The sequence below is a fragment of the Agrobacterium sp. CFBP 3001 genome, from assembly GCF_027871605.1.
Taxonomy (GTDB): Bacteria; Pseudomonadota; Alphaproteobacteria; order Rhizobiales; family Rhizobiaceae; genus Agrobacterium; species Agrobacterium leguminum.
Map to the genome: position 1 here is coordinate 1 of NZ_JAQAHD010000008.1, position 23195 is coordinate 23195.

At 59.7% G+C, this 23195-nt stretch carries 22 protein-coding genes and 1 tRNA gene; 11 read left to right on the top strand and 12 right to left on the bottom strand.

Annotated features, from left to right (window positions below):
* Nucleotides 1-271 precede the first annotated feature (271 nt).
* From PH605_RS12060 to PH605_RS12070, 3 genes are all read right to left on the bottom strand, one after another.
* Entirely contained in the window at nucleotides 272-922 is a 651-nt protein-coding gene (locus PH605_RS12060) for a hypothetical protein (protein ID WP_142845161.1), read from the bottom strand.
* Nucleotides 923-1258: 336 nt separating this feature from the next.
* Entirely contained in the window at nucleotides 1259-2737 is a 1479-nt protein-coding gene (tig, locus tag PH605_RS12065; RefSeq protein ID WP_142845160.1) for a trigger factor, read from the bottom strand.
* A 238-nt stretch (nucleotides 2738-2975) separates the two neighbouring features.
* Nucleotides 2976-3058, bottom strand: a tRNA-Leu gene (locus PH605_RS12070).
* Nucleotides 3059-3720: 662 nt separating this feature from the next.
* Here PH605_RS12070 and PH605_RS12075 point away from each other — a divergent pair.
* The 3 genes from PH605_RS12075 (at nucleotide 3721) to trmFO (ending at nucleotide 6524) form a co-directional block, all read left to right on the top strand.
* The gene (locus PH605_RS12075; RefSeq protein ID WP_004433052.1) at nucleotides 3721-3867 is read left to right on the top strand and encodes a DUF1127 domain-containing protein; all 147 of its coding nucleotides are present in this window, start codon (nucleotides 3721-3723) and stop codon (nucleotides 3865-3867) included.
* A gap of 481 nt (nucleotides 3868-4348) precedes the next feature.
* Nucleotides 4349-4492: a DUF1127 domain-containing protein gene (locus PH605_RS12080; protein WP_003495735.1), complete on the top strand. Its 144-nt coding sequence runs from the start codon at nucleotides 4349-4351 to the stop codon at nucleotides 4490-4492.
* A 589-nt stretch (nucleotides 4493-5081) separates the two neighbouring features.
* Nucleotides 5082-6524 carry a methylenetetrahydrofolate--tRNA-(uracil(54)-C(5))-methyltransferase (FADH(2)-oxidizing) TrmFO gene (trmFO, locus tag PH605_RS12085; RefSeq protein WP_161987884.1) on the top strand — a complete coding sequence of 481 codons (1443 nt, stop codon included), beginning with the start codon at nucleotides 5082-5084 and terminating at the stop codon, nucleotides 6522-6524.
* A 6-nt stretch (nucleotides 6525-6530) separates the two neighbouring features.
* Here the strand turns inward: trmFO and PH605_RS12090 are convergent, their stop codons facing one another.
* Genes PH605_RS12090 through PH605_RS12100 form a run of 3 tightly spaced genes read right to left on the bottom strand, consistent with a single transcriptional unit; the run spans nucleotide 6531 to nucleotide 8912 of the window.
* Nucleotides 6531-7133, bottom strand: coding sequence for a TadE/TadG family type IV pilus assembly protein (locus PH605_RS12090; RefSeq protein ID WP_125146650.1), 603 nt, complete (start codon nucleotides 7131-7133; stop codon nucleotides 6531-6533).
* On the bottom strand, nucleotides 7130-7696 hold the full coding sequence (locus PH605_RS12095) for a TadE/TadG family type IV pilus assembly protein (protein ID WP_078053059.1): 567 nt from the start codon (nucleotides 7694-7696) through the stop codon (nucleotides 7130-7132). The genes PH605_RS12090 and PH605_RS12095 overlap by 4 nt, the downstream gene beginning before the upstream one ends.
* Nucleotide 7697: 1 nt before the next feature.
* Nucleotides 7698-8912 carry a TadE/TadG family type IV pilus assembly protein gene (locus PH605_RS12100; protein WP_142845159.1) on the bottom strand — a complete coding sequence of 405 codons (1215 nt, stop codon included), beginning with the start codon at nucleotides 8910-8912 and terminating at the stop codon, nucleotides 7698-7700.
* A 428-nt stretch (nucleotides 8913-9340) separates the two neighbouring features.
* Between PH605_RS12100 and PH605_RS12105 the strand changes: the two genes are divergently transcribed.
* The 5 genes from PH605_RS12105 to PH605_RS12125 all read left to right on the top strand — a co-directional run bounded on the left by PH605_RS12105 (nucleotide 9341) and on the right by PH605_RS12125 (nucleotide 14654).
* A complete protein-coding gene (locus PH605_RS12105; protein ID WP_003525152.1) occupies nucleotides 9341-10468 on the top strand; it encodes an S-(hydroxymethyl)glutathione dehydrogenase/class III alcohol dehydrogenase in 1128 nt (375 codons plus the stop codon).
* A gap of 286 nt (nucleotides 10469-10754) precedes the next feature.
* Complete coding sequence (locus tag PH605_RS12110; RefSeq protein WP_161987883.1) at nucleotides 10755-11495, top strand: hypothetical protein; 741 nt, start codon at nucleotides 10755-10757, stop codon at nucleotides 11493-11495.
* Nucleotides 11496-11600: 105 nt separating this feature from the next.
* On the top strand, nucleotides 11601-11864 hold the full coding sequence (locus PH605_RS12115; RefSeq protein ID WP_080856422.1) for an acyl carrier protein: 264 nt from the start codon (nucleotides 11601-11603) through the stop codon (nucleotides 11862-11864).
* Entirely contained in the window at nucleotides 11861-13393 is a 1533-nt protein-coding gene (locus tag PH605_RS12120; protein WP_142845157.1) for an AMP-binding protein, read from the top strand. The genes PH605_RS12115 and PH605_RS12120 overlap by 4 nt, the downstream gene beginning before the upstream one ends.
* Nucleotides 13377-14654 carry a type III PLP-dependent enzyme gene (locus PH605_RS12125; protein ID WP_161987882.1) on the top strand — a complete coding sequence of 426 codons (1278 nt, stop codon included), beginning with the start codon at nucleotides 13377-13379 and terminating at the stop codon, nucleotides 14652-14654. The genes PH605_RS12120 and PH605_RS12125 overlap by 17 nt, the downstream gene beginning before the upstream one ends.
* Nucleotides 14655-14859: 205 nt before the next feature.
* Here the strand turns inward: PH605_RS12125 and PH605_RS12130 are convergent, their stop codons facing one another.
* The 6 genes from PH605_RS12130 to coaD form a co-directional block, all read right to left on the bottom strand.
* On the bottom strand, nucleotides 14860-16017 hold the full coding sequence (locus tag PH605_RS12130) for an aminodeoxychorismate synthase component I (RefSeq protein WP_142845156.1): 1158 nt from the start codon (nucleotides 16015-16017) through the stop codon (nucleotides 14860-14862).
* A 37-nt stretch (nucleotides 16018-16054) separates the two neighbouring features.
* Nucleotides 16055-17185, bottom strand: a complete 1131-nt coding sequence (gene tgt, locus PH605_RS12135) for a tRNA guanosine(34) transglycosylase Tgt (protein WP_142845155.1) — start codon at nucleotides 17183-17185, stop codon at nucleotides 16055-16057.
* Nucleotides 17185-18267, bottom strand: a complete 1083-nt coding sequence (queA, locus tag PH605_RS12140; RefSeq protein WP_142845154.1) for a tRNA preQ1(34) S-adenosylmethionine ribosyltransferase-isomerase QueA — start codon at nucleotides 18265-18267, stop codon at nucleotides 17185-17187. Before queA ends, tgt begins: the two co-directional genes overlap by 1 nt.
* Nucleotides 18268-18592: 325 nt before the next feature.
* Nucleotides 18593-19102 carry a peptidylprolyl isomerase gene (locus tag PH605_RS12145; RefSeq protein ID WP_020810245.1) on the bottom strand — a complete coding sequence of 170 codons (510 nt, stop codon included), beginning with the start codon at nucleotides 19100-19102 and terminating at the stop codon, nucleotides 18593-18595.
* A gap of 37 nt (nucleotides 19103-19139) precedes the next feature.
* The gene (locus PH605_RS12150; RefSeq protein WP_142845153.1) at nucleotides 19140-19709 is read right to left on the bottom strand and encodes a peptidylprolyl isomerase; all 570 of its coding nucleotides are present in this window, start codon (nucleotides 19707-19709) and stop codon (nucleotides 19140-19142) included.
* 29 nt (nucleotides 19710-19738) lie between these two features.
* Nucleotides 19739-20233, bottom strand: a complete 495-nt coding sequence (gene coaD / locus PH605_RS12155; RefSeq protein WP_059760169.1) for a pantetheine-phosphate adenylyltransferase — start codon at nucleotides 20231-20233, stop codon at nucleotides 19739-19741.
* Between the two features lie 436 nt (nucleotides 20234-20669).
* On the opposite strand from coaD, the gene PH605_RS12160 reads away from it, so the two are divergent.
* From PH605_RS12160 to PH605_RS12170, 3 genes are all read left to right on the top strand, one after another.
* On the top strand, nucleotides 20670-20849 hold the full coding sequence (locus PH605_RS12160; RefSeq protein ID WP_004442101.1) for a hypothetical protein: 180 nt from the start codon (nucleotides 20670-20672) through the stop codon (nucleotides 20847-20849).
* A 40-nt stretch (nucleotides 20850-20889) separates the two neighbouring features.
* Nucleotides 20890-21024, top strand: a complete 135-nt coding sequence (locus tag PH605_RS12165) for a hypothetical protein (protein ID WP_256387174.1) — start codon at nucleotides 20890-20892, stop codon at nucleotides 21022-21024.
* A gap of 269 nt (nucleotides 21025-21293) precedes the next feature.
* On the top strand, nucleotides 21294-23186 hold the full coding sequence (locus tag PH605_RS12170; protein ID WP_142845152.1) for a peptidylprolyl isomerase: 1893 nt from the start codon (nucleotides 21294-21296) through the stop codon (nucleotides 23184-23186).
* Nucleotides 23187-23195 lie beyond the last annotated feature (9 nt).

Consider the following 23195-nt stretch of genomic DNA (forward strand, 5'->3'; position numbering starts at 1 on the left):
ACCCTTCAAACTAGCCATCGTCGCAACAATCCGGAAGCTCGTCACTATCCTCAACGCCATCGCAAGGACAGATCCAGCATTTGCTTGATCATCCACGGTTGCTTGATCCGGGGTCCAGCCAGCCCAAGTCCTTGGGCTGAAAAGACTCCCCTCACGGCGCAGACGCGCCGTGGCTGGATGCCGGATCAGGTCCGGCATGACGGAAGAGAGACATTCATCTGCAGCTTCCCATTTATCTAGAGACGACCCCGGCGCAGACAGCCCACCCCCCTCACCACCGAATACTGTACCGCGCACTCACCCCCGGCCGGAAATGATCCGCATAACCCTGATCGAGCGTCCCCCGCACAGTCAGGTGATCGCCCAGTTTCTGCTCCACCGCCACGCCGCTGCTGAACTCGTTGAAACTGTTACGGCTCGCCCCCGTCAGCACAAAGGCCGTGCCGGTCTCGGAGCGGGAAAGGCGCAGCGACTGCGACACATCCACCCCGTTCCATTGCTGCGCCGTGCCGTCATAACGCACGGTGAAATTGCGGTTCGCCTCGATATCCAGCTCCGGCGTAACGATGCGCTTCTGCTGCGAGGTCACGGAAACGCTGCTCGACCCCGTCAGCGCATTGAAGATGACGCCGACATCGCGAGCGAGCGAGACGCCTGGCAACTGTTCGGCCAGCAGCGTGACATTACCCCACACCCGCACCGGCGCATCCACCACCTGCCCCGTTTTGGAAGCGCTCATGCCCATCTCCAGCCCTGCTCGAATGGGCGTATCGACCGGCAGTTTCGCGCCGATACGCGCCGTATAGGAACGGTCGGAATTCTTCACCGGCTTCCAGATCAGCCCGGCCTCATCGGCATGGGCCGCGGTACCAGCGGCGGTGAAAAGAGACAATAGAAGGGTAAAACCCGTTCGTGGCGACATATCTTGTCCCCTTGCAAATTAAGGGCGCACCGGGAGAACCCGGCAGGCACGGTAAAAGCTTAAGGCCAATGGTTTGGCAGCGATAAGGCCGCGCAAGAGCGGCACACAATGCCCGAACGACCGCATGCAGCGGCCGGGGCAAATCATGCTGCGCAGGGTGCCAGATGAACGGGAGATGAACAAGAGCAGATGCAGCAAAAAATCATGCTGCACTGCATTGTGATCGAAACGAAGGTAGTGAAGCCCGCGCGACCGCCCAGAACCCGGACGCCCCAAAACAAAAAGGCCGCAGCTTTCGCTACGGCCCCTTGTTCAATCAGCTTGCACTGAAGAAGATTATTCGGCGTCGCCTTCAGCGGCCTTCTTCTTGGCCGGAGCCTTCTTCTTCGGAGCGGCTTCTTCGCCTTCAGCGGCGTCGTCAGCCTTGGCAGCGGCCTTTTTCTTGGCCGGGGCCTTCTTCTTGGTTTCCGTTGCTTCTTCGGCGTCGTCAGCCAGAAGCTCTTCCTTGGAAACGGTCTTGTCCGTTACCGAGATTTCGGAGAGCAGCTTGTCGATGACCTTTTCTTCGAAGATCGGAGCGCGCAGCGAAGCGGAAGCGCCGGGGGTGTTGCGGAAGAAATCGAGGATTTCCTTCTGCTGGCCCGGGAACTGCTGCAGCTGCTGGAACAGCGCACGCTGCATTTCTTCTTCGGTCACTTCAACGCCGGCCTTTTCGCCGATTTCGGAGAGAACGAGGCCGAGACGGACGCGGCGTTCAGCCAGCTTGCGATATTCTTCGCGGGCTTCTTCTTCGGTCGTGTCTTCGTCAGCGAAGGTCTTGCCTGACTGAGCGAGATCGGTGTTGATCTGGCGCCAGATGTTGTCGAACTCGGCGTCGACGAGGCCAGCCGGCGTGTCGAATTTGTACATTTCGTCCAGCTGGTCGAGGATCTGACGCTTGACCTTCTGGCGGGTAATGTTGCCGTACTGGCTTTCGATCTGGCCCTTGACGATTTCCTTCAGCTTTTCAGCCGATTCGAGACCGAGCTTGGTGGCCAGTTCGTCGTTGATTTCAACAGCAGCGGCAGCAGCAACTTCCTTGACGGTGATGTCGAAGTTGGCTTCCTTGCCGGCAAGGTTCGCAGCCGGGTAGTCGGCCGGGAAGGTCACGGTGATGGTCTTTTCATCGCCAGCCTTGACGCCGACCAGCTGGTCTTCGAAGCCGGGGATGAAGCGGCCGGAACCGAGAACCAGTTCGGCATCTTCAGCAGCGCCGCCGTCGAAGGCAACGCCGTCAACCTTGCCGAGATAGTTCATGGTGACGCGGTCGCCATCGGCGGCCTTGCCCTTCTTGGTCTCGTAGGTGCGGGCGCTTTCTGCGATCTTCAGAATCTGCTCGTTGATTTCGTCTTCGGAGACTTCAACGACTTCGCGGGTAACCTTGATGCCGTCATTGGCCTTCAGTTCGATGGCCGGAATGATTTCGTAGGCAACGGTGAATTCGAAATCGGATTCGGCCGACAGGATCTTTTCGGCTTCCTGCTCGTCTTCGGTCATGGAGATCGACGGCTGAGTCGCAGACTTCTCTCCACGGCTGGACAGGATTTCGGTCGGCTTTTCACGAACCAGCTCGTTGACGAGGTCGGCCATGATGGACTTGCCGTACATCTTCTTCAGGTGGCCGACCGGCACCTTGCCGGGACGGAAACCGTTGATGCGAACCTTGTCCTTGGCGTCAACCAGGCGCTCGTCCAGACGGGCCTTCATGTCGGCAGCCGGAATAACGACCTTGAGTTCACGCTTCAGCCCTTCAGCGAGCGTTTCGATAACCTGCATTTTCTCAAACCTTCACATCATGGCGGCGGTGCTCAGACAGCCGTTGGTTTACTTTCGAGCACTGCGCCGGAAACATCGTTCCCCGGCCGTGGCTTCTGTTATTTCGTTACACAAGCGCCTGCCGGACACCTTTGCGCCTGCGCCGGAGAGAAGACCAAAGGGGAATAATAAACCCCGAAGCTCCCGCATCCCTAAGGATGCACTCTGGCGCAAGCGTGGCGCAGCCATGCCTTGCTTGTGGTGCGGGTAGAGAGACTCGAACTCCCACGCCGAAGCGTTGGTACCTAAAACCAATGCGTCTACCAATTCCGCCATACCCGCACGTTGGGCGGCGGTATGTCACAATGTTCAGAAAGGGTCAAGCACGCCTTATCGCCGCCTTTCGTTTCCTCCGGACTTTTCTCATCCCCGCGCCGGTGGCAGGAGCCGGCCGCGCTCTCCGCTTATTCGCCACCCGCGCCGGGGAACAGGGCGCAACAGCCGGACAGAGGCGATTTGGCGCGGAAAACGGCAAGCCGCACCGCCTCCGCCTCTCATCGCCTTCCCGCCCCACCTCGCCCGGCGCATCGCATGCAGGCAGGCGGAGAAACAGGCAATATTTATGCGGCTACATTGACATTATATATAGCGCGCCCCGCAGCCCAGTTACCGGATTGCCGGCCCCTGCTCCAGACCAGCGATTGAGGGGCTTCCGCACCCTTGCCCCGCCCCTTATCCGGTCATCCCTCACACCTTCGCACAGCCGAACCCCAGACGATCACCAAAAGCACACAAATTGGTCACAAATTATGCATGAATCGCCGCAATCGGCCTGTTTTACCGGCTTGCATTGCAATCTGTGCATAGGTGACATCTTGCTTTGTCTGTTTTTGTTTTGATTAAACCGATTATATTCATGGTCATACAGAGATCGAGTTCAGCCCCGGACCAAAGCCTCCCAAGACTGGCCGCAGAGACTGAACAGCACGAAGAGGAAGATGAAAATGAACATTGCACGCTCGCTCACCAACTGGCGCAAGTATCGTCAGACCGTAACCGAACTCGGCCGCATGACCGACCGCGAACTGAGTGACCTCGGCATTGGCCGTCAGGACATCCGCCGCGTCGCCAAGACCGCCGTCGGCTTCTGATTATGAGCACCGCCGCTTCTTGCGGCGGATGCGAGACGACCTACCCAAAAAGGCCTGAGGCTCCCGCCTCCGGCCTTTTTTCGTTTTGGGCGGTTCTCCGGGTCGAAGCGGCATTGCCACAGCCGCTCGCGGGGTCGGCAGATGAAAAATGCATCGATGGCCGACCCTCTGCGCAGCGCCCGGATAGCATCAGAGCCCCCTCCCGACGCGCCTTTTTACACCGAAAAGCCCCTTTAGCGCCGCCAAAGGCTGCCAAACCCGTCAGAACCGCCTGAAACACAGGCATTTCCGCTCATATTTTGCTCAGACGATATTCAAAGCCGCAAATTTAGCCGACGTAGTGCACAAATGCATGGCAGTAGCCTAAATTCTGCACTGCACAACATGGCTCAATGTCTATATATAAACCTCAACAGCCGAGAGCACAGAGAAACGCTGAGCCGGCAGACGAAATCAACAGAGATAGATTGAGGAAACGACCATGAACCCCATCCGCATCGCAAAGAACTGGATCTCCTACCGCCGCACGATCAACGAACTTGGCAGCCTTTCCAACCAGGCTCTGAGCGACATCGGCCTGACCCGTTACGACATCCGTAACGTAGCAGCCCGTTCGTTCCGCTAAGGCGTAAACGATCGTCCCGCTGCCCGACCTCCAGGGCGCGACGATTGAGCGACAGGTAAAAAAAGCGGCGCCTCTGGCGCCGTTTTTGATTCTGGCAGGATCTACTGGAAATTCTCGCCAGTCGGCGATTGACGAACATCGGCCCGGCGAACCATGCCATGCGGCACCGCCCCCCTTTCTTGTCGGTGGCTGGTTCGCTACGCTCCTCTCCCGTCGTGCCGGACTTGATCCGGCATCCAGTCACGGCGCGTCTGCGCCGTGGGAAGAGTCCTTTCAGCCCAAAGACCTGGGCTGGCTGGATTCCGGCTCAAGGCCGGAATGACGGAGGAAGATGGTCCACTACCAAAATGCTGCCAACCATCACAGCAAATTACACATCCAGGACGGAAACGAGATCGCTCGTTACGTTCGGGCGGCTCGCGGGCATAAAGACCACATCCTCTCTCACATCCCCATCCTCAAAAACATTTGGCTGCCCCGGCCATGCATGCTAGTGCATCCGCAAACAATGCCGCGTCCTTCGGGACCCGCGCGGAATAATCACTCGAAAGACAGCCGCCGGACGGGAGCCTTTGCCCCGCGGAGGCACATGGACGCCAGCATGCAAGACAAGACCACTTCTCCCATTCACGTCGTGGGCGGCGGGCTGGCCGGCTCAGAAGCCGCATGGCAGATCGCGCAGAGCGGTGTACCCGTCATCCTGCATGAAATGCGCGGCGTGCGCGGCACGGATGCGCATAAGGGCGATACGCTGGCGGAACTGGTCTGTTCTAACTCCTTCCGCTCCGACGATGCGACGGCCAATGCGGTTGGTGTCATCCATGCCGAAATGCGGCTTGCCGGTTCTCTGATCATGGCCTGCGCCGACAGGCACCAGGTGCCGGCCGGCGGCGCGCTCGCCGTCGATCGCGACGGGTTCTCCGAGGCCGTAACGAAAGAGCTGGAAAGTCACCCACTGGTGACGATCGTGCGCGAAGAGGTGAACGGTCTGCCGCCGAAGGAATGGGGCAACTCGATCATCGCCACCGGCCCGCTGACCTCGCCGGATCTCGCAGCCGCCATCCAGGCCGAGACGGGTGAGGATGCGCTCGCCTTCTTCGACGCTATCGCCCCCATCGTCCACCGCGACAGCATCAATATGGATATCTGCTGGTACCAGTCGCGTTACGACAAGGTCGGCCCCGGCGGCACCGGCAAGGATTACATCAACTGCCCGCTGAACGAGGAGCAGTACAACGCCTTCATCGACGCGCTGATTGCCGGCGACACGGTAGGTTTCAAGGAATGGGAAGGCACGCCCTATTTCGACGGCTGCCTGCCTATCGAGATCATGGCCGAGCGCGGCCGCGAGACGCTGCGCCACGGCCCGATGAAGCCGATGGGACTGACCAACGCCCATAACCCCACGGTCAAGGCCTATGCCGTCGTGCAGCTGCGACAGGACAATGCGCTCGGCACGCTCTACAACATGGTCGGTTTCCAGACCAAGCTGAAATACGGCGTTCAGGCGGATGTATTCCGCATGATACCGGGCCTCGAAAATGCGGAATTCGCCCGCCTCGGCGGCCTGCACCGCAACACCTATATCGATTCCCCGATCCTGCTCGACCGCTCGCTGAAGCTGAAATCGCGGCCGGACCTGCGTTTCGCCGGCCAGATCACCGGCTGCGAAGGTTATGTGGAAAGTGCCTCCGTCGGCCTTCTCGCCGGACGCTTCGCCGCCGCCGAGCAAAAGGGTGAGAGCCCAAGCCTGCCGCCGGCCACCACCGCGCTCGGCTCGCTCCTCAACCACATCACCGGCGGCCACCTCTCTTCCGATGATGAGCCGGGCAAACGCTCCTTCCAGCCGATGAACATCAATTTCGGCCTGTTCCCGGAACTGGAGCCGGGCTCCATCGTCAAGCCGGAGGGCGTGAAGCGTTTTCGCGGCAAGGACAAGACGATCATGAAACGCCAGCTCATTGCAGCGCGGGCATTGCGGGATTGTGCGGCGTGGCTCGGCGAAAGCCAGGTCGCGACAGAGGCTGTCTGAGGCCGATCAGTTCGGTTTGAATGGCGAGCGCTTGAGGTTCCACTTTGCGAAATCCGATTTGCCGCTCTGGTAGGGATATCGTTGGGAAAAGAACGGGTTGACGGCCGCAACATATTCGAATTTGAGCGTGATATCGGCCACCGCAGCGATCAGAGGCCGATAGCTGTACCGCCCAGAGACAACAATGATAGCGTCCTGAGCGACGAAACCGTTGGCGATCACGGTTTTCTCCCAAGGCACATCTTCGGCAGATCCCAGAAAATTGTGGGCGGGAAATTGCAGCCGGGCGATCTTGTCCACCAGTTTGACGCTTCTCAGCGTCAGGTCGAGTTTGCCCGTCTGGAGAATGCCGCTGCCGGAAAGGACGACAAAACTCGGAACCCCCGTGCGCACCCGTTCCTCGAATTCGGGGAATCTTGCCGCCCAGCGCGCTGAATCGTCGACTATCGTCATGAACCGGTCATAGCTGAGCCAACCCCGCCCGACCTCAATGATCACTGCAAGCATAAGGACAAGCAGCGGCGCCAAAAGCCCCATTTCCAACGCCGCGGCGCCAGAACGGCAACGGCCGAAACCAGCAAGACGCAAAAACCATGTCGTTTTTTTCATTCCGTCACCCGCACGGCAGTGATCGCCAGGGAAATGTTGCGCAACTGATGAATGCCGCCCGTGTCCGGCACGAGGAAACGCGTCGTCGGCATCAAAAAATTCCAGTTGTAACCGATGGCCAGAATGTACTGCCCGGCGGTATCGGCGGGCGGGCGAAAATCGTTCACGATCGGTATGGGCACTTTGGCTTCGGCAATATCGTCGTCAGGAATCGGCAAAAGGGCGATCTTGAGAGTGGTTTCGTCAGTCCCTCCAATGAAATTGGAGGCGATTGCCTTGCGCAACGCAATCTCGGTCGCCGGTTTACCGTCCGACGCCGCCTTGCGGAGATATTCGATACCCGCATTCGATGCGAACGAGAGATAAAGATAATAGAGCATCAGCAGGCCGATTTCGAGCGTCCCGAAAATCAGAGCAAAAAACAGCGGCAACAGCAGAGCCGTCTCAACCGCCGTTGCTGCCTTTCGGTCGCCGAGCAGCCGATAACATTTGGCATGCGCGACCCGGCATCTGCGCGGGCCACCACGGCTTTTATCCCGACGCGGGGAAAGTAAGGACTTCATCTCAGCCCTCTTCCATTCGATCCACGTAGATGAGCTGGAAACCGGTGATGATGCCACCAAAGCTGTCGCTCAGGCCGGTTGCCTCAATCGTCACCCGATAGATCGAGTAGGCCTTGACCCTGAAACTGTAATCCCTCGGCGTCCAGGCAATACTGTTTTTATCCTGGGTCAACTCCCACACCCGCTGCTGGGGTTTCAGGTCAGGAAGGAGCTGTTGGAGCGAGATCTTGATTCCGTTTGTTTTCTCCACGTCCTCGACGGCCCGGCGCCCATTATACCAAACCATGATCTTATATATTCCGGGATGAAGCTCGACATCCTTGTAGATCGAGCTATTGGCTTCGATATTTTTTTTCTTGCCGGGCGCAGGCGGCCCCCAGTCACTATCGAGCTCCATGACATAACGGGTTGGCAATGAGAGCTCGGTGCCCGGATCCTTGTCGATTTCGATTTTGTCGGTGGTCTTTGCCTTATCGACCTCCTTCAAAGTACAGGCTTTGTCGTTGGCGGTAGGGGCCTCGTTGAGTTTCTTGCTCTGCATTCCCGCCGGATAGCCCTGCCAGTTGTGATTGCGGCGGCAGCAGGGGCTGCTCCAATCCTGCAACTCGACGCCGGGGCCGGTCCCGCCATCCCATCCGATCTCCGAATAGGGATAGACACCCCAGCAACCGCCGGGGGTTTCCTTGGTGACGCCGTTTTTCAGAACCCGCTCGACGCCGAGAGCGTTGCTCTCGAACATATTGTCAATGATGACCGCATCATCCTCGGGATAGGGCGGGATGCCCTCGCAAGAGTATGCAAGGCGATATTTCAGCTTCTCGAGATTGAACATCTCCGAGAAAATCAGCCCGTAACTGAACTCGGCATTGATTTTTGTCTCAGTCCATTTCACTTGCACGTCGCGCGAGAGGACCTTCTGCTTCGTGGATTGAATCATCGCATCGAAGGCCGCAGTCACATTGTCGCGCCGGACAGTGTCAAGCAACGTGTAGGTACGTGTCGGCTTGGTGGCTCTTTCGCATGCCATGGCCATGACCCGCTTTGACTGGTTGTAATAGGCCAGCGCCCTGCCGCCCTCAAAAAGCAGCCCCAGCAAAATGATAAAGACCGGCAGCAGCAGCGCCGTCATGATGGCGAAGGTACCGGCGCGGTCCCTGAGGAGCGATGAAAACAGGCTCCATTTCCATGCCGCTTTTTTAATCCGCCTGCTCGTCATCAAAACACCGTTTCATGTCGCTCATCGCCATGGGAAAGGCGCGCTGTGAAAAGCGACAGGCCTTGCTTTCTGCGACGCTAAAAAATGTCCGGCTCACGCCGGTCGCTCGAAAATTGCTCGTTGGTCGCCGGCGGCGCTGCTTTTCGAGCAACTTCGCCTGACCCCTGAAATACAGGGGTCAATTAACACGCAAACCGTAAATCAAAACTCAATCGGAACCTAAAAATATGAAGCAAATTCATATGCTTAGTTTATTTATTAGTAAATTAGGTCTCGACAATAAAATCGTATGACCGCGTAACGGCAGTGTGGGGCTTGCCTTCACGGTTTCTTCCGAAAACACAAACTTGGGCTCGCCCCTTGTCCCTCAAGCCAAGCTCGGGCAAAACAGCCCTGTTCAATCACAAGACAATGCCAGGAGATAAGATATGGACGTTCGCGCCGCAGTTGCCATTCAGGCCGGAAAGCCGCTTGAGGTCATGACCGTTCAACTCGAAGGCCCGCGCGCCGGCGAAGTGCTGGTTGAGGTCAAGGCGACCGGCATCTGCCATACAGACGATTTCACCCTGTCGGGCGCCGATCCGGAAGGCCTGTTCCCGGCCATTCTCGGCCATGAGGGCGCGGGCGTCGTCGTCGATGTCGGACCGGGCGTCACCTCGGTCAAGAAGGGCGACCATGTCATTCCGCTCTACACGCCGGAATGCCGCGAATGCTATTCCTGCACCTCGCGCAAGACCAATCTCTGCACCTCCATCCGCGCCACCCAGGGCCAAGGCGTGATGCCGGACGGCACGTCGCGCTTCTCCATCGGCAAGGACAAAATCCATCATTATATGGGCTGCTCGACCTTCTCGAACTATACGGTTCTGCCGGAGATCGCGCTTGCCAAGATCAATCCCGACGCGCCCTTCGACAAGGTCTGCTACATCGGCTGCGGCGTGACGACCGGCATCGGTGCGGTCATCAACACCGCCAAGGTCGAGATCGGCTCCACGGCGATTGTCTTCGGTCTCGGCGGCATCGGCCTCAACGTGCTGCAGGGCCTGCGCCTTGCTGGCGCGGACATGATCATCGGCGTGGACATCAACCCCGACCGCAAGGCCTGGGGCGAGAAGTTCGGCATGACCCACTTCGTCAACCCGAAGGAAGTCGGCGACGACATCGTGCCCTATCTCGTCAACATGACGAAGCGCAATGGCGACCTGATCGGCGGCGCCGATTACACATTCGATTGCACCGGCAATACCAAGGTCATGCGTCAGGCGCTGGAAGCCTCGCATCGCGGCTGGGGCAAGTCGGTCATCATCGGCGTTGCCGGCGCCGGCCAGGAAATCTCCACGCGTCCGTTCCAGCTCGTCACCGGCCGCAACTGGATGGGCACCGCCTTCGGTGGCGCACGCGGCCGCACGGATGTGCCGAAGATCGTCGACTGGTACATGGAAGGCAAGATCCAGATCGACCCGATGATCACCCACACCATGCCGCTCGAAGACATCAACAAGGGCTTCGACCTGATGCACAAGGGCGAGAGCATCCGCGGCGTCGTGGTTTATTGATTGAACAAGACGCAGGCGGACGCGCGTAACGCGCGCGCCCGCCATTCATAGAAATTTGATCACCTCCAACCCGCTGCAGCCATTGCGATTAACGGGACGGTAAATCTATCGTCGTAAGCCGATACTACGCGGCGGAGTTGAAAATCCCTCCCCGCCCAGAACGACGCCAGACCTGCGGAGAGCGACCCTGAAAATCGTACCGATCGACAACGGAAACCGCGTCGCCGCCGTCGCTCTTCTGGCGAAAGGCTTCCCGGAAAAAACCGAGGCCTTCTGGTCGCGCGGTTTGTCGCTCGTCAGCGAACATCACGAGCGGCGCGAACTCGGCGCGATCGGGCAATTGCTGATGAAGGGCGACGATGCCGCAGGTGTGCTGCTGACGATCAAAAGCCGTCTGCCGGAGACCGGCAGGATCGTCGTCAACCTGTCCAGCTGGTATGTGGAGCCTTCCTGCCGCTGGTTCGCCCCGCGCATGTTGCAGATGGCGTCCTCCAATGAGGACGAAATCTTTACCGATCTCACCCCCTCTCCCGAAGCCTGCAAGCTGAATGAGAGGCTGGGCTTTGCGACGGTGACCGATTGCACGCTTTTTTATCCGCTGCCCTTTGCAGCGCTTCGCCCGGCAAGCGCACGGCTGCGCCCGCCAGGCGAGATAAAACCGGAAATACTCTCCGCCGAAATGCGCGACCTGCTGGAAGACCACGCCCGTCTCGGCTGCATCGTGGCGGTTATGGAGGCGGAGAACCGCCATTACCCTCTGGTCTTCCTGAAAACCACGACCAAAAGATTGCCATCCGCCCGCCTCATCCATTGCGAAGACCGGCAGGTCGCGCAAAGGCACATATCCGCAATCGCCCGCCACCTTCTTGGCCATGGCCGGCTTGCGCTGACCATGGCGGCAATGGGCGCAGAGCGAAAGGCCGGCGGGCTTGCCGCACATAAATCTGCACCGATACAAGTAAAAGGCGCATGGAACCCACGATTTATTAACGAAGCATACTCAGAGTTGGTGTTATTGCCACCGTAGGTATTTTAGTGAGTCGTGCGCGACTTGACGGAATCTTGGCCTTTACAGAAAAAGCGCCGTTCCGGGCAGGTCATTAGGAAAGACGCGGGAAATCGGAGAACGAGCATGCTTGCAGCGAAAAAGAGTGAAATCGACGTTGCCGATACCATCTATTCCTACCTCTCCAACCGTTTTCCCGCCTATGCCCCCTTTTCCGCCGATACGCTGCTTCTCGAAGGCGGCGTAATCGATTCGCTTGGCTTTCTTGAGCTGATGATCTTCCTCGGCGAAAGTTTCGGCATCATTCTCGATGACGAACATTTCACGCCCGACAATCTCGGCACGCCGGCCGATCTCATCGCCTTCGTCCTCAGGGAACGGAGGATATGACACCCCATTTCCTGCTGCACCACCTGCTTGCCACCCGCGCCGCGACCGACGATCAGGCCCTCGTCCACAAGGACCGATCGCTGAATTATCGCGAATTTGCCGCAGCGGCGGCCCGTTGCGCGGCGGCATTGCAGGAAGCCGGAGCGCAACGCGGAGACCGCGTCGTCATCTATCTGCCGCGCGGCATCGAGGAATGCTGGTCGATCTTTGGCGTGAGCATGGCGTCCGGCGTCTTCGTGCCGGTGAACGCATTGCTGAAGGCGCAGCAGATCCGCCATATCGTTAAGGATTGCGGCGCAAAAATCGTCATCAGCGACGCCGCGATGATGGATGAGCTGAAAGCGGCACTGGAAGACCTTCCCGACGTCACGGTGCTGCTGGCGGAAGAGATAGAGGCCCGCGCCGACACACCCGCCCGGCCTTCAACGGCAATCGGCGAAGACCTGGCCGCCATTCTTTATACCTCCGGCTCCACCGGCTCGCCGAAGGGCGTGATGCTGTCTCACCGCAATCTTCTGGCCGGCGCGCGCATCGTGCGTACCTATCTTGAGATTACGGCCAAGGACCGCATTCTCTCCCTCCTGCCCTTCAGCTTCGATTATGGCCTTAACCAGCTGCTGACGGCGGTTGAACAGGGTGCGGCCACGATCATCTCCACCTTTCGGCTGGGCGATGAGATCGTCCGTGATCTGCGCGACCATGCCATCACGGGTCTCGCCGGCGTGCCGACGATCTGGGCGATCCTGACGAAAGCGGCCCCGTCGCTCACAAAGACGCCTCTGCCGCATCTGCGTTACATCACCAATTCCGGCGGACGCGTGCCGCAGGAAACCGTAAAAGCGCTGCGCGAGAAGCTGCCGGATACGAAAATCTATCTGATGTATGGCCTCACGGAAGCCTTCCGCTCCACCTTCCTGCCGCCCGATGAAATCGACCGCCGCCCGACCTCCATCGGCAAGGCCATTCCCGAATGCGAAATCTTCATCGTCACCGCCGAGGGACAAAGGGCAAAGCCGGGTGAACCCGGCATTCTCGTCCATCGCGGCCCGACCGTCTCGCTGGGTTACTGGAACCGGCCGGAGGATACGGCAAAGGTGCTGCGCCCGCACCCCTTCATTCCGGCGGCGCTGGGCGGCGAGACCGTGTGTTATTCCGGCGATCTGGCGGTGGAGGACGAGGATGGTTTCTTCAGCTTCGTCGCCCGCAACGATGCCATGATCAAATCGTCGGGCTATCGCATCAGCCCGACCGAGGTTGAGGAAAGCCTGATGTCGACAGGCCTTTTCCAGCAGGTCGCCGTCATCGGCCTGCCGGACCCCTTTGCGGGCGAAAAGGTCCATGCCGTGGCGACTGCCGCCAACCAGAATATCGATGTAACGGCGGCTCTGAAGAAGGCCGCCGAAATGCTCGCCCCCTTCATGATCCCGCGCGCCATAGAACTGGTGGAACGGCTGCCGGTCACGGCCAATGGCAAGGTGGATTACCGCGCGCTGGTGCGCGAACGGACGGACAATGGCGCCAACGGATAAGCCCCAGAGCCACGGCCCGGCTTTTGCAGCCGCGTTATTCGACACAAGCGAGAACGATCTGATGATCGGCGGACTTCCGGTGCGCGATATTGTCGCCGGGACCGGAACGCCTTGCTTCCTCTATGACGCCGCCGCCATGCGCCGCGCCTATCGCGATCTCGAAACCGCGCTCGGCGGTTTTGCCGATATCTATTATTCGGTGAAGGCCAACCCCCTGCCCGCCATCATCTCGCTTTTCCGGCAGGAAGGTGCGGGTGCGGAAATCGCGTCCGTCGGTGAATACCGCGCCGCGATCAAGGCCGGTGTCGCAACGCAAAACATCATCTTCGCCGGCCCCGGCAAAGGCATGGCCGAGCTGCGCGAAGTGATCGAGGGCGGCATCGGCGAAATCCACATCGAAAGCGCCGAGGAAATCACCCGCATCGAGGCAATCGGCAAGCCGGTTAGGGCTTCGATCCGCATCAATCCGGTGCCGGATGCACAGGCCGGCGCGATGCGCATGGGCGGCAAGGCCACGGCCTTCGGTTTCGATGAGGAAGAGCTGGAAAATGTCCTGCCGCTCTTCAAGGACGCCCGATATATCGATCTCGTCGGCGTTCATATTTACGGCGGCACGCAGATCCTCGATGCCGACATGCTTGTCTCCCAGTGGAGACACGGCATTTCCCTTGCCGCGCGCTTGGCCGAGATGCTCGGTAAGCCGCTCGAAACCATCGATCTCGGCGGCGGTCTCGGCATTCCCTATTTCGCAGGCGAAACGCCGCTCGATCTTGAAAAAGTCAGCGCCGCCATACCCGACCTCAAGGCGCTTCTGAAGGCGCATGAACTGATAACCGACGCCCATGTCATCGTCGAACCCGGCCGTTTCCTCGCCGGTCCCGGCGGCATCTATGTGGCGGAGGTGAATTCGGTAAAGACCTCGCGCGGCACTACCTTCGTGGTGACGGATGGCGGCATGCATCATCACCTCGCCGCCTCCGGCAATCTCGGCCAGATCGTCAAGCGCAACTATCCCATCGTCGCACCGGCCATGATGCTGGCGGCGCATGAGGAAACGGCAACCATCGTCGGCCCGCTCTGCACGCCGCTCGATACGCTCGCCCGTAATGCGGCGCTGCCGAAGCTCAAGGCCGGCGATCTCCTCGCCATCCTGCAATCGGGCGCCTATGGCGCCAGTGCCAGCCCAGCGGGCTTTCTGAGCCATGCGGCGGCAAAGGAAGTGCTGGTGGAGAATGGGGTGTTTGAGGTGATCGGGCGCTGAGGACGTTTGGTAGCGAAAACCGTAGCCGGCTTTCCTAAGGGCACACATTTGGCTGCCTACCTCGGAGCTTCCTCCAACCTCCCTCATTCCTGTGCTTGTCACAGGAATCCAGTCGACGCACGTCCGTGCGGCGGGAGGAGTCTTTTCAGCCCAAGGACTTGGGCGGGCTGGATTCCTGTGACAAGCACAGGAATGAGGGAGGCGACTAAGCTCGAAGCAACCTGTCCCCCACCGCGAATTTCGATTTCAGCAGACACTCGTCATACTCCGCTTCGGCAACGGAATCGAACACGATACCGCCGCCGACATTGAAGACGGCGCGGCCGTCATCAAACAGGCTGAGCGTGCGGATCGCCACGGAGAACCGCATCTCACCACTTGGAGACATGAAGCCGATTGCGCCGCAATAGGCGTCGCGCGGCGTCGCTTCCAACTCGCGCAGGATTTTCATCGCCCACATTTTCGGTGCGCCGGTAACGGAGCCACAGGGGAACAGGGCGGCGAAGATATCTTCCACCGTCACGTCAGGCAGAAGTTTCGCCCGCACATGGCTCACCATCTGGTGCACGGTCGGATAGGTCTCGATATCGAACAGCCGCGGCACATCAAGGCTGCCGACTTCTGTAATGCGGGAAATATCGTTGCGCAGCAGATCGACGATCATACGGTTTTCGGCGAGCGTCTTTTCGTCCGCCAGCATCGCCGCGATAATCGCCCGGTCTTCTGCCACATCGGCTCCGCGCGGCGTCGTTCCCTTCATCGGATGGGTTTCGATGAAACCTTGCCCGTCAACCGAGAAGAACAGTTCCGGTGAGCGTGACAGGATGACCGGGCCGCCGAGATCGACCAGCGCGCCATATTTCACCGGCTGCCGCTCGATCAGCGACCAGAAGGCCGGCAGCGGATCGCCGCTCCAGCGGGCATGAACGGGCATGGTCAGATTGCCCTGGTAACAGTCGCCGCGACGCAGATGCCCGTGCAGCCGCGCGAAACGCTGGCAATAGTCTTGAAGGCTCCATGCCGGCACGGGACCGGACAGAAACGCATCCGCATCCGGCAGATTTGCCGGGCGCGCGAACCGCCCCTCATCCGGCTGCGGACCGGAAAAGACGCCGAAATTGAGAAACGGCACGTTGCGAGGCTCGTCCGCAAAAGGCGCAAGCTTCGGCTCGAACAGGAAGCCCGCTTCATAGGACATATAGCCGGCGAGGTATTTCCCGGCCCGGCGCAGCTCTTCCATGCGCTTCAGCGCAGCAAAAAACGACGCCGGTTCATCCGCGACGATGATCTCTTCCGGCTCGGTGAAGGCTGTCACCGTGCCGGTCGTATCATCCCGGAAAAGAACGTAAGGCGCGTGTGCCAAGGAAAGCGTCCGAAACAGGAGAAAAATTCGGGAAGCGTCAGATGGGGTCTATATCGCCCCGCGCCCACATTTCGATGGTTTCCGCATAGAAATCGGCGAAACGGCCTTCCTCGATCGACTTGCGGATACCCTGCATCAGCTCCTGATAATAGGCAAGATTGTGCCAGGAGAGCAGCATGCCGCCCAACGCCTCGTTGGATCGGGTGAGATGATGCAGATAGGCGCGGGAATAATCGCGCGAGGCCGGGCAATTGGACTGCTCGTCGAGCGGGCGCATATCTTCCGCATGGCGGGCATTGCGGATATTGACGCGGCCACGACGGGTAAAGGCCAGCCCGTGGCGGCCAGAGCGGGTCGGCATCACGCAATCGAACATGTCGATGCCGCGCGCCACCGATTTCAGAATATCGTCAGGCGTACCGACACCCATCAGATAACGCGGCTTTTCGGTAGGCAGCACCGGCAGGGTAATATCGAGCATGCCCAGCATCACATCCTGCGGCTCGCCGACGGCAAGGCCGCCGACGGCATAACCCTTGAGATCGAGCTCTCTCAGCCCTTCGGCCGAACGAATGCGCAGGTCCGGCTGGTCGCCGCCCTGCACGATGCCGAACATGGCCTTGCCGGGCTGCTCGCCAAAGGCGACGCGGCAGCGCTCGGCCCAGCGCAGCGACATTTCCATGGCGCGCTCGATTTCCTTGCGTTCGGCCGGCAGCGCGATGCATTCATCGAGCTGCATCTGGATATCCGAATCGAGCATGCCCTGGATTTCGATGGAGCGTTCCGGCGACATATGATGCAGCGAACCGTCCACATGGCTCTTGAAGGTCACGCCCTGCTCGTCCAGCTTGCGCAGACCGGAAAGCGACATCACCTGAAAACCGCCGCTGTCGGTAAGGATCGGATGCGGCCAGCGGATCAACTCATGCAGGCCGCCAAGGCGGGCAACTCGCTCCGGACCCGGCCGCAGCATCAGGTGATAGGTATTGCCGAGAATGATATCGGCCCCAAGCTCCCGCACCTGATCGAGATACATGGCCTTGACGGTGCCGACGGTGCCGACCGGCATGAAGGCGGGCGTGCGGATGATACCGCGCGGCATGGCGACTTCGCCGAGGCGTGCGCCGCCGCTCGTGGCTTTCAGGGTGAAGGTGAATTTGTCGTGCATCAGTTTTTCCGGAACAACAGGCTGGAATCGCCATAGGAATAGAAGCGGTATCCGGTTTCGATGGCGTGCTTATAAGCGTCACGCATCGTTTCGAGACCGCAGAAAGCCGAAACGAGCATGAACAGCGTCGATTTCGGCAGGTGGAAATTGGTCATCAGAATATCGACCGCGCGGAAGCGATATCCCGGCGTGATGAAGATGCCGGTGGCGTCGGACCACGGGTGGATAACGCCATTCTCATCGGCCGCACTTTCGATCAGGCGCAGCGATGTCGTGCCGACACAGACGATGCGCCCGCCGCGCGCCTTTACCGCATTCAGCCGGTCGGCGGTTTCCTGCGACACATGGCCGATCTCGAAATGCATCTTGTGATCGTCGGTATCGTCGGACTTCACCGGAAGGAAAGTGCCTGCCCCAACGTGAAGCGTCACGAAATGCCGCTCGATGCCCACCTCATCAAGAGCTTCGAACAGGTCGGGCGTGAAATGCAGCCCGGCGGTGGGGGCGGCAACGGCTCCCTTTTCGCGGGCGTAGATGGTCTGGTAATCGGTCTGGTCCTGCGCATCTTCCGGCCGTTTGGCCGCGATATAGGGCGGCAGGGGAATATGGCCGACGGAGGCAATCGCCTCGTCCAGCACCGGGCCGGAGACGTCGAACAGCAGCGTGATCTCGCCCTCCTCGCCCTTCTCCTCGACGGTGGCTTCCAGATGGGCAAGGCCGCAGGCATTGTCGCGCTCGTAACCGAAACGGATGCGGTCGCCCTGCTTGATGCGCTTGCCGGGACGCGCGAAGGCCTTCCAGCGGGATTGATCTGCGCGCATGTGCAGCGTGGCCGAAACCGCCGTCTCCGGCGCGCCTTCGCGCAGTCGCACACCTTCCAGTTGGGCGGGAATGACGCGGGTGTCGTTGAACACCAGCGCATCGCCGGGCTTCAGGAAGGACGGCAGGTCGAAGACGCGGTGGTCTTCCATGCGGTTCTCATTCGGATCGACCACCAGCAGACGCGCGCTGTCGCGCGGGTTCGCCGGGCGCAGGGCGATATTCTCCTCGGGCAGATCGAAATCGAACAGGTCTACACGCATTGCAAGGGTCTTCCAGAAATCCAATTTGACACGGCACGGTGTTTTGCGGCCCGACGCATCCGCACCCCTCACCCCCCTCATTCCTGTGCTTGTCACAGGAATCCAGTCGACGCGCGTCTGCGCGGCGGGAGGAGTCCTTTCAGCCCAGGAACTTGGGCTGGCTGGATTCCTGTGACAAGCACAGGAATGAGGGAAGAAGAGAACGACGCGACGGATGGCAAGCGTCAAAACTGCCGCGTCCATCCTTAAAATCACATACCGTCAATAAACGTCAAAACCCGCCTCGCATAGACTGCGAGACGGGTCGAACTGCAATTTCCGAAAATCAGGCCGCAGAAGCGAGCTTGATGGAAACGATCGAATCCGGGTCCTTCACCGGCTCGCCGCGCTTGACCTTGTCGATGGCTTCCATGCCTTCGATGACCTGGCCCCAGACGGTGTACTGCTTGTTGAGCCACGGCGAATCCGTGAAGCAGATGAAGAACTGCGAGTTGGCGGAGTTCGGGTTCTGCGAACGGGCCATGGAGCAGGTGCCGCGCACATGCGGAATGGCGGAGAATTCGGCCTTCAGGTCCGGCTTGTCGGAGCCGCCCATGCCGGCGCGGGCCGGGTTGAAGCTTTCCGCACCCTTCTTGCCGAACTTCACGTCGCCCGTCTGGGCCATGAAGTCTTCGATGACGCGGTGGAAAACGACGCCATCGTAAGCGCCTTCCGATACGAGTTCCTTGATGCGGGCGACGTGGCCCGGAGCAACTTCCGGCAGCAGCTGGATCACGACCTTGCCGGTCGTCGTTTCCATGATGATGGTGTTTTCCGGATCCTTGATCTCGGCCATGACTATTCTCCTCTGTTCGGGCTCCATTGCCCTTACCTTACTTTTTGCCGACGGTGACCTTGATCATCCGGTCGGGGTTGGAAACTTCGCCGTTGCTGTCCTGCCCGCGCTTGATCTTGTCGACGGCTTCCATGCCCGACACGACCTTGCCGACCACGGTATATTGGCCGTTCAGGAACGGACCGTCGGCAAACATGATGAAGAACTGCGAATTGGCGGAATTCGGATCCTGTGAGCGGGCCATGCCGACCACCCCGCGCGTGAACGGAACCTTGGAGAATTCGGCCGGAATATCCGGCAGGTCGGAACCGCCCGTACCCGCACGCTGGGCGCTGAAACCCTTCTCCATATTGCCATACTGCACGTCGCCGGTCTGCGCCATGAAGCCATCGATGACGCGATGGAAGGCCACATTGTCATAAGCGCCCTTCTTGGCCAGCGCCTCGATCTGCGCCACGTGCTTGGGGGCGACATCCGGCATCAGTTCGATGACAACGGGGCCGTCCTTCAGCTGCACGGTCAGGAGTTCGGCGGCGGAAGCGAAGGTGCTGGCGGCGAGAGCGCCTGCAAACATGGCGCCGGCAAAGGCAAATCGAACGAGTTTCATCGGATTGGCTCCAGAATGTGAGGCTGAAGTTAGCGCTTCAGCTTGGCGTTGAGGGCTTCAAGCACGGCTTTCGGCACGAAGGCGTCGACATTGCCGCCCATGGCGGCGATCTGCCGGACCAATGTGGCTGTAATGGGTCGCGACGAGGTGCCGGCGGGCAGGAATACGGTCTGGATATCGGGCGCCATCTGGCGGTTCATCCCGGCCATCTGCATTTCATAATCGAGATCGGTGCCGTCGCGCAGGCCGCGCAGCAGAAGGCGCGCACCGTGCTGGCGGGCGGCATCGACGACCAGATTATCGAAAGAGACGACTTCCATGCGCGCCGCTTCGCCCGGCAGATGTTCGGCAAGCGCCCGCTTTATCAGCCCTGCCCGCTCCTCGAAGCTGAACAGCGGCGCTTTTCCGGGATGAATGCCGACCGCAACGATGACTTTCGACGCCACGTTCAGCGCCTGAATAAGCACATCCAGATGTCCGTTGGTCATCGGATCGAAGGATCCTGGATAAAAGGCAATCGTCATATCGCTCTCAGATGGTGGGCGCGTCTCGACGCTTCAGCATATGTGCCGCCTTTTGTCATGGAGAGGCACGCGGCGCAAGACTTTATAACCACCCCTCACAAGCGCGGCTGCGGCGTGAACCGCGGATGAATGGGCCGTTCAGTGCGGTTTCACAGCTATTTTGTTTAAATGCACGGCATCGGGAAACCGAAACGCCCCTCACTCGTTAAGCATCCGGAGAATTGAAAATGCTGGCCTTCATGATCGTCCTTTCGATCATCGCTTCATTCGCTGCCGAGTATATTTTTCTCGAATGACGGCCTTAGCCAGTTTCCTGAACGCCAGATGAACGAACCATTCAAGGAAGTTTCACAGGCGCGATGCTAATCGATTTTTACGGTTGACGCGGAACATGTTTGGACATGGCGCGTTAAGAAAGAACCAAAGGAACGGACAGATGTTTGTAAGAGAAAAACAGTCTACTTCGGCGAAAATCAGCGTCATCAGCACCGCCTGGACAGTACTGGTTATCGCAATGGTAGCAACGACGTTTAGCCTTTATGAACAGAAGCCTGAAAAACTGGGCCCGGACTATCCGCAGCTGACCGCCCGTTATCAATATATGAATTACTACTGATAACGGAGAGAATTTTCTCGAAACTCCCGGAGACGATATCATGTTCACATTTCTGACAATGCTTCTTGCCCTGATCAGCGTTATGTTCGTGACATCGATGATATCCGTGGTCGCCGAAATGCGACGTGAGGACGAGGAATTCAAGGCGATGATCCGGCGCGACCGCGCCTTCTGAGCGCGGCAAGCCGGGCAGACGGCCGCTTAAAAGTGATTCTTTTCAACCGCCTGGACCTTCCGGGCGGTTTTATTTTGCGCTTCGCGGGGGCACGGCGGCGAAGACGATGGCGGGAAATCCCGCCTCCAATCACACAAGCGTTTTCAAAACCCCGTTTTTCCAAGGCAAATTCCCTTCAATTTCCGTTTGGATTGATTTAAGGAACGCCGATACGTTGCGGGCCGGAGAGCCGGCGACCGCGACGACGTTCCTGTGAGGTTTGCATAACGATGCTCGATTCCCTGAGAAATGCTTCTCGAACCATGGCAGCCAAGCTGCTGCTTCTCCTGCTTGTTGTCTCTTTTGGCATCTGGGGCGTTTCCGCATCGCTTGTCACCGCCAATTCCCACGCCGTCATGACGGTGGGCGACCAGACGGTCAGCCCGGAGGAATTCCGCCTCGCCTATCAGCGCCAGATTTCCGATCTCAGCCGCCAGTTCGGCACAAGGCTGACGACCGAGCAGGCCAAGGCATTCGGCATCGACCGTCAGGTGTTCAGCCAGCTTGCGGCCGGTGCAGCGCTTGACGAGCTGGCCTCGAAGATGAATCTCGGCCTTTCGGAAAACCGCCTCGCCAATCTCATCGCCGAAGACCCGGCCTTCAAGGCGGTCAACGGCCAGTTCGACCGCAATCTCTTCAGCGAGCGCCTGCGCAATTCCGGTTTCCGCGAGGATGACTATATCAAGGAACGCAGTAAGGTCGCCGTCCGCAGCCAGATCGTCGAAGCCGTTTCCGACGGTTTTGCCGCGCCGCAGGTGCTGGTGGATGCGCTGAAGCAATATCGCAACGAGCAGCGCGCCGTGGATTACGTCATTCTTTCGAACGCCGTCATTCCGCCGGTCAAGGCGCCGGGCGACGACGTGCTTACCCCCTGGTTCGAAACCAACAAGACAAAATATCGCGCGCCCGAGTTCCGCAAGTTCACCTATGTAAAGCTTGAGCCGTCCGATATCGCCGATCAGGCCGCCGTCACCGACGCCCAGATCGCCGATTATTATAACAGCCACAAGGACAGCTTCCGCACCGCCGGCCGCCGCACGGTGGAGCAGCTGACCTTCCCCGAAAAGGAAATGGCAGAGGCCGCCGCCGAGCAGATCCGCCTCGGCAACACCACCTATGACCAGGTGGTGAAGGATCAGGGCAAGACCGCTTCCGACGTCACGCTCGGCGAATTCACCAGGGATACCATCCCCGACCAGTCGATTGCCGAGGCCGCTTTCGCCATCCAGAAGGACGGTGGCGTATCGCCGGTGGTCCAGGGTTCCTTCGGCCCGGTTCTCCTGCGCGTCACCGGCATCAAGCCGGAAACGACCCGCACGCTGGAAGAGGCGAAGGAAGATATCCGCAAGGACCTCGCCACCGCCGCCGCTGCGGAAGAAATCACCAATGTTCACGACCGTTACGAGGATCTGCGCGCCGGCGGTTCTTCGCTCGCCGATGCGGCAACGCAGCTGAACCTGAAACCCGTCACCATCGCCGCCATCGACGCTTCCGGCCTCGATGAAAAGGGCGATGCGGTTCAGGGTCTGCCCTCCCCGCAGCTCGCGCAGGAGGTCTTCAAGACCGAACCCGGCACGGAAGCGTTGCCGATCAATCTCGGCCGTGAAGGCTACATCTGGTTCGATGTCGACCAGATCATCGCCGCCCGCGACCGCACGCTTGCCGAAGTTCGCGACGATGTTGTGGCCGACTGGACGGCGGAGCAGCAGCGCAACGCGCTTGCCGCCAAGGCCGAGGAACTGAAGGCGCGCGTCGAAAAGGGCGACACGCTGGAAGCCGTGGCCGGTGAGCTGAGCCTTGCCGTCGAACAGAAATCCGGCCTGCGCCGCAACAGCGAAGACGCTATTTTCGGCCAGCAGACGATCGCGGCGGTCTTCTCCGGCGCGGAGGGCAAGGTGGGTACGGCGGCCGATGCCGACGGTTCCAGCCGTATCCTCTTCAAGGTCACCTCGGTCGACACCAACGCGCCTGCCGACGCGCTCGCCAATGACGACCAGCAGTTCGCCGCCATTGCCCGCGCGGCCGGCGACGACATGCTGGACCAGATGGTCAACCGCCTGCAGAATGACTATGGTGTCACCATCAATCAGGCCCTCGCCGATCAGGCGATGGTCGGCTTCTAACCCGGGGGG

Coding starts and splice junctions, on each gene's coding strand:
- PH605_RS12060 (WP_142845161.1), bottom strand. CDS start 922: ATGTCGCCACGAACGGGTTTTACCCTTCTATTGTCTCTTTTCACCGCC.
- tig (WP_142845160.1), bottom strand. CDS start 2,737: ATGCAGGTTATCGAAACGCTCGCTGAAGGGCTGAAGCGTGAACTCAAG.
- PH605_RS12075 (WP_004433052.1), top strand. CDS start 3,721: ATGAACATTGCACGCTCGCTCACCAACTGGCGCAAGTATCGTCAGACC.
- PH605_RS12080 (WP_003495735.1), top strand. CDS start 4,349: ATGAACCCCATCCGCATCGCAAAGAACTGGATCTCCTACCGCCGCACG.
- trmFO (WP_161987884.1), top strand. CDS start 5,082: ATGGACGCCAGCATGCAAGACAAGACCACTTCTCCCATTCACGTCGTG.
- PH605_RS12090 (WP_125146650.1), bottom strand. CDS start 7,133: ATGAAAAAAACGACATGGTTTTTGCGTCTTGCTGGTTTCGGCCGTTGC.
- PH605_RS12095 (WP_078053059.1), bottom strand. CDS start 7,696: ATGAAGTCCTTACTTTCCCCGCGTCGGGATAAAAGCCGTGGTGGCCCG.
- PH605_RS12100 (WP_142845159.1), bottom strand. CDS start 8,912: ATGACGAGCAGGCGGATTAAAAAAGCGGCATGGAAATGGAGCCTGTTT.
- PH605_RS12105 (WP_003525152.1), top strand. CDS start 9,341: ATGGACGTTCGCGCCGCAGTTGCCATTCAGGCCGGAAAGCCGCTTGAG.
- PH605_RS12115 (WP_080856422.1), top strand. CDS start 11,601: ATGCTTGCAGCGAAAAAGAGTGAAATCGACGTTGCCGATACCATCTAT.
- PH605_RS12120 (WP_142845157.1), top strand. CDS start 11,861: ATGACACCCCATTTCCTGCTGCACCACCTGCTTGCCACCCGCGCCGCG.
- PH605_RS12125 (WP_161987882.1), top strand. CDS start 13,377: ATGGCGCCAACGGATAAGCCCCAGAGCCACGGCCCGGCTTTTGCAGCC.
- tgt (WP_142845155.1), bottom strand. CDS start 17,185: ATGCACGACAAATTCACCTTCACCCTGAAAGCCACGAGCGGCGGCGCA.
- queA (WP_142845154.1), bottom strand. CDS start 18,267: ATGCGTGTAGACCTGTTCGATTTCGATCTGCCCGAGGAGAATATCGCC.
- PH605_RS12145 (WP_020810245.1), bottom strand. CDS start 19,102: ATGGCCGAGATCAAGGATCCGGAAAACACCATCATCATGGAAACGACG.
- PH605_RS12150 (WP_142845153.1), bottom strand. CDS start 19,709: ATGAAACTCGTTCGATTTGCCTTTGCCGGCGCCATGTTTGCAGGCGCT.
- coaD (WP_059760169.1), bottom strand. CDS start 20,233: ATGACGATTGCCTTTTATCCAGGATCCTTCGATCCGATGACCAACGGA.
- PH605_RS12160 (WP_004442101.1), top strand. CDS start 20,670: ATGTTTGTAAGAGAAAAACAGTCTACTTCGGCGAAAATCAGCGTCATC.
- PH605_RS12165 (WP_256387174.1), top strand. CDS start 20,890: ATGTTCACATTTCTGACAATGCTTCTTGCCCTGATCAGCGTTATGTTC.
- PH605_RS12170 (WP_142845152.1), top strand. CDS start 21,294: ATGCTCGATTCCCTGAGAAATGCTTCTCGAACCATGGCAGCCAAGCTG.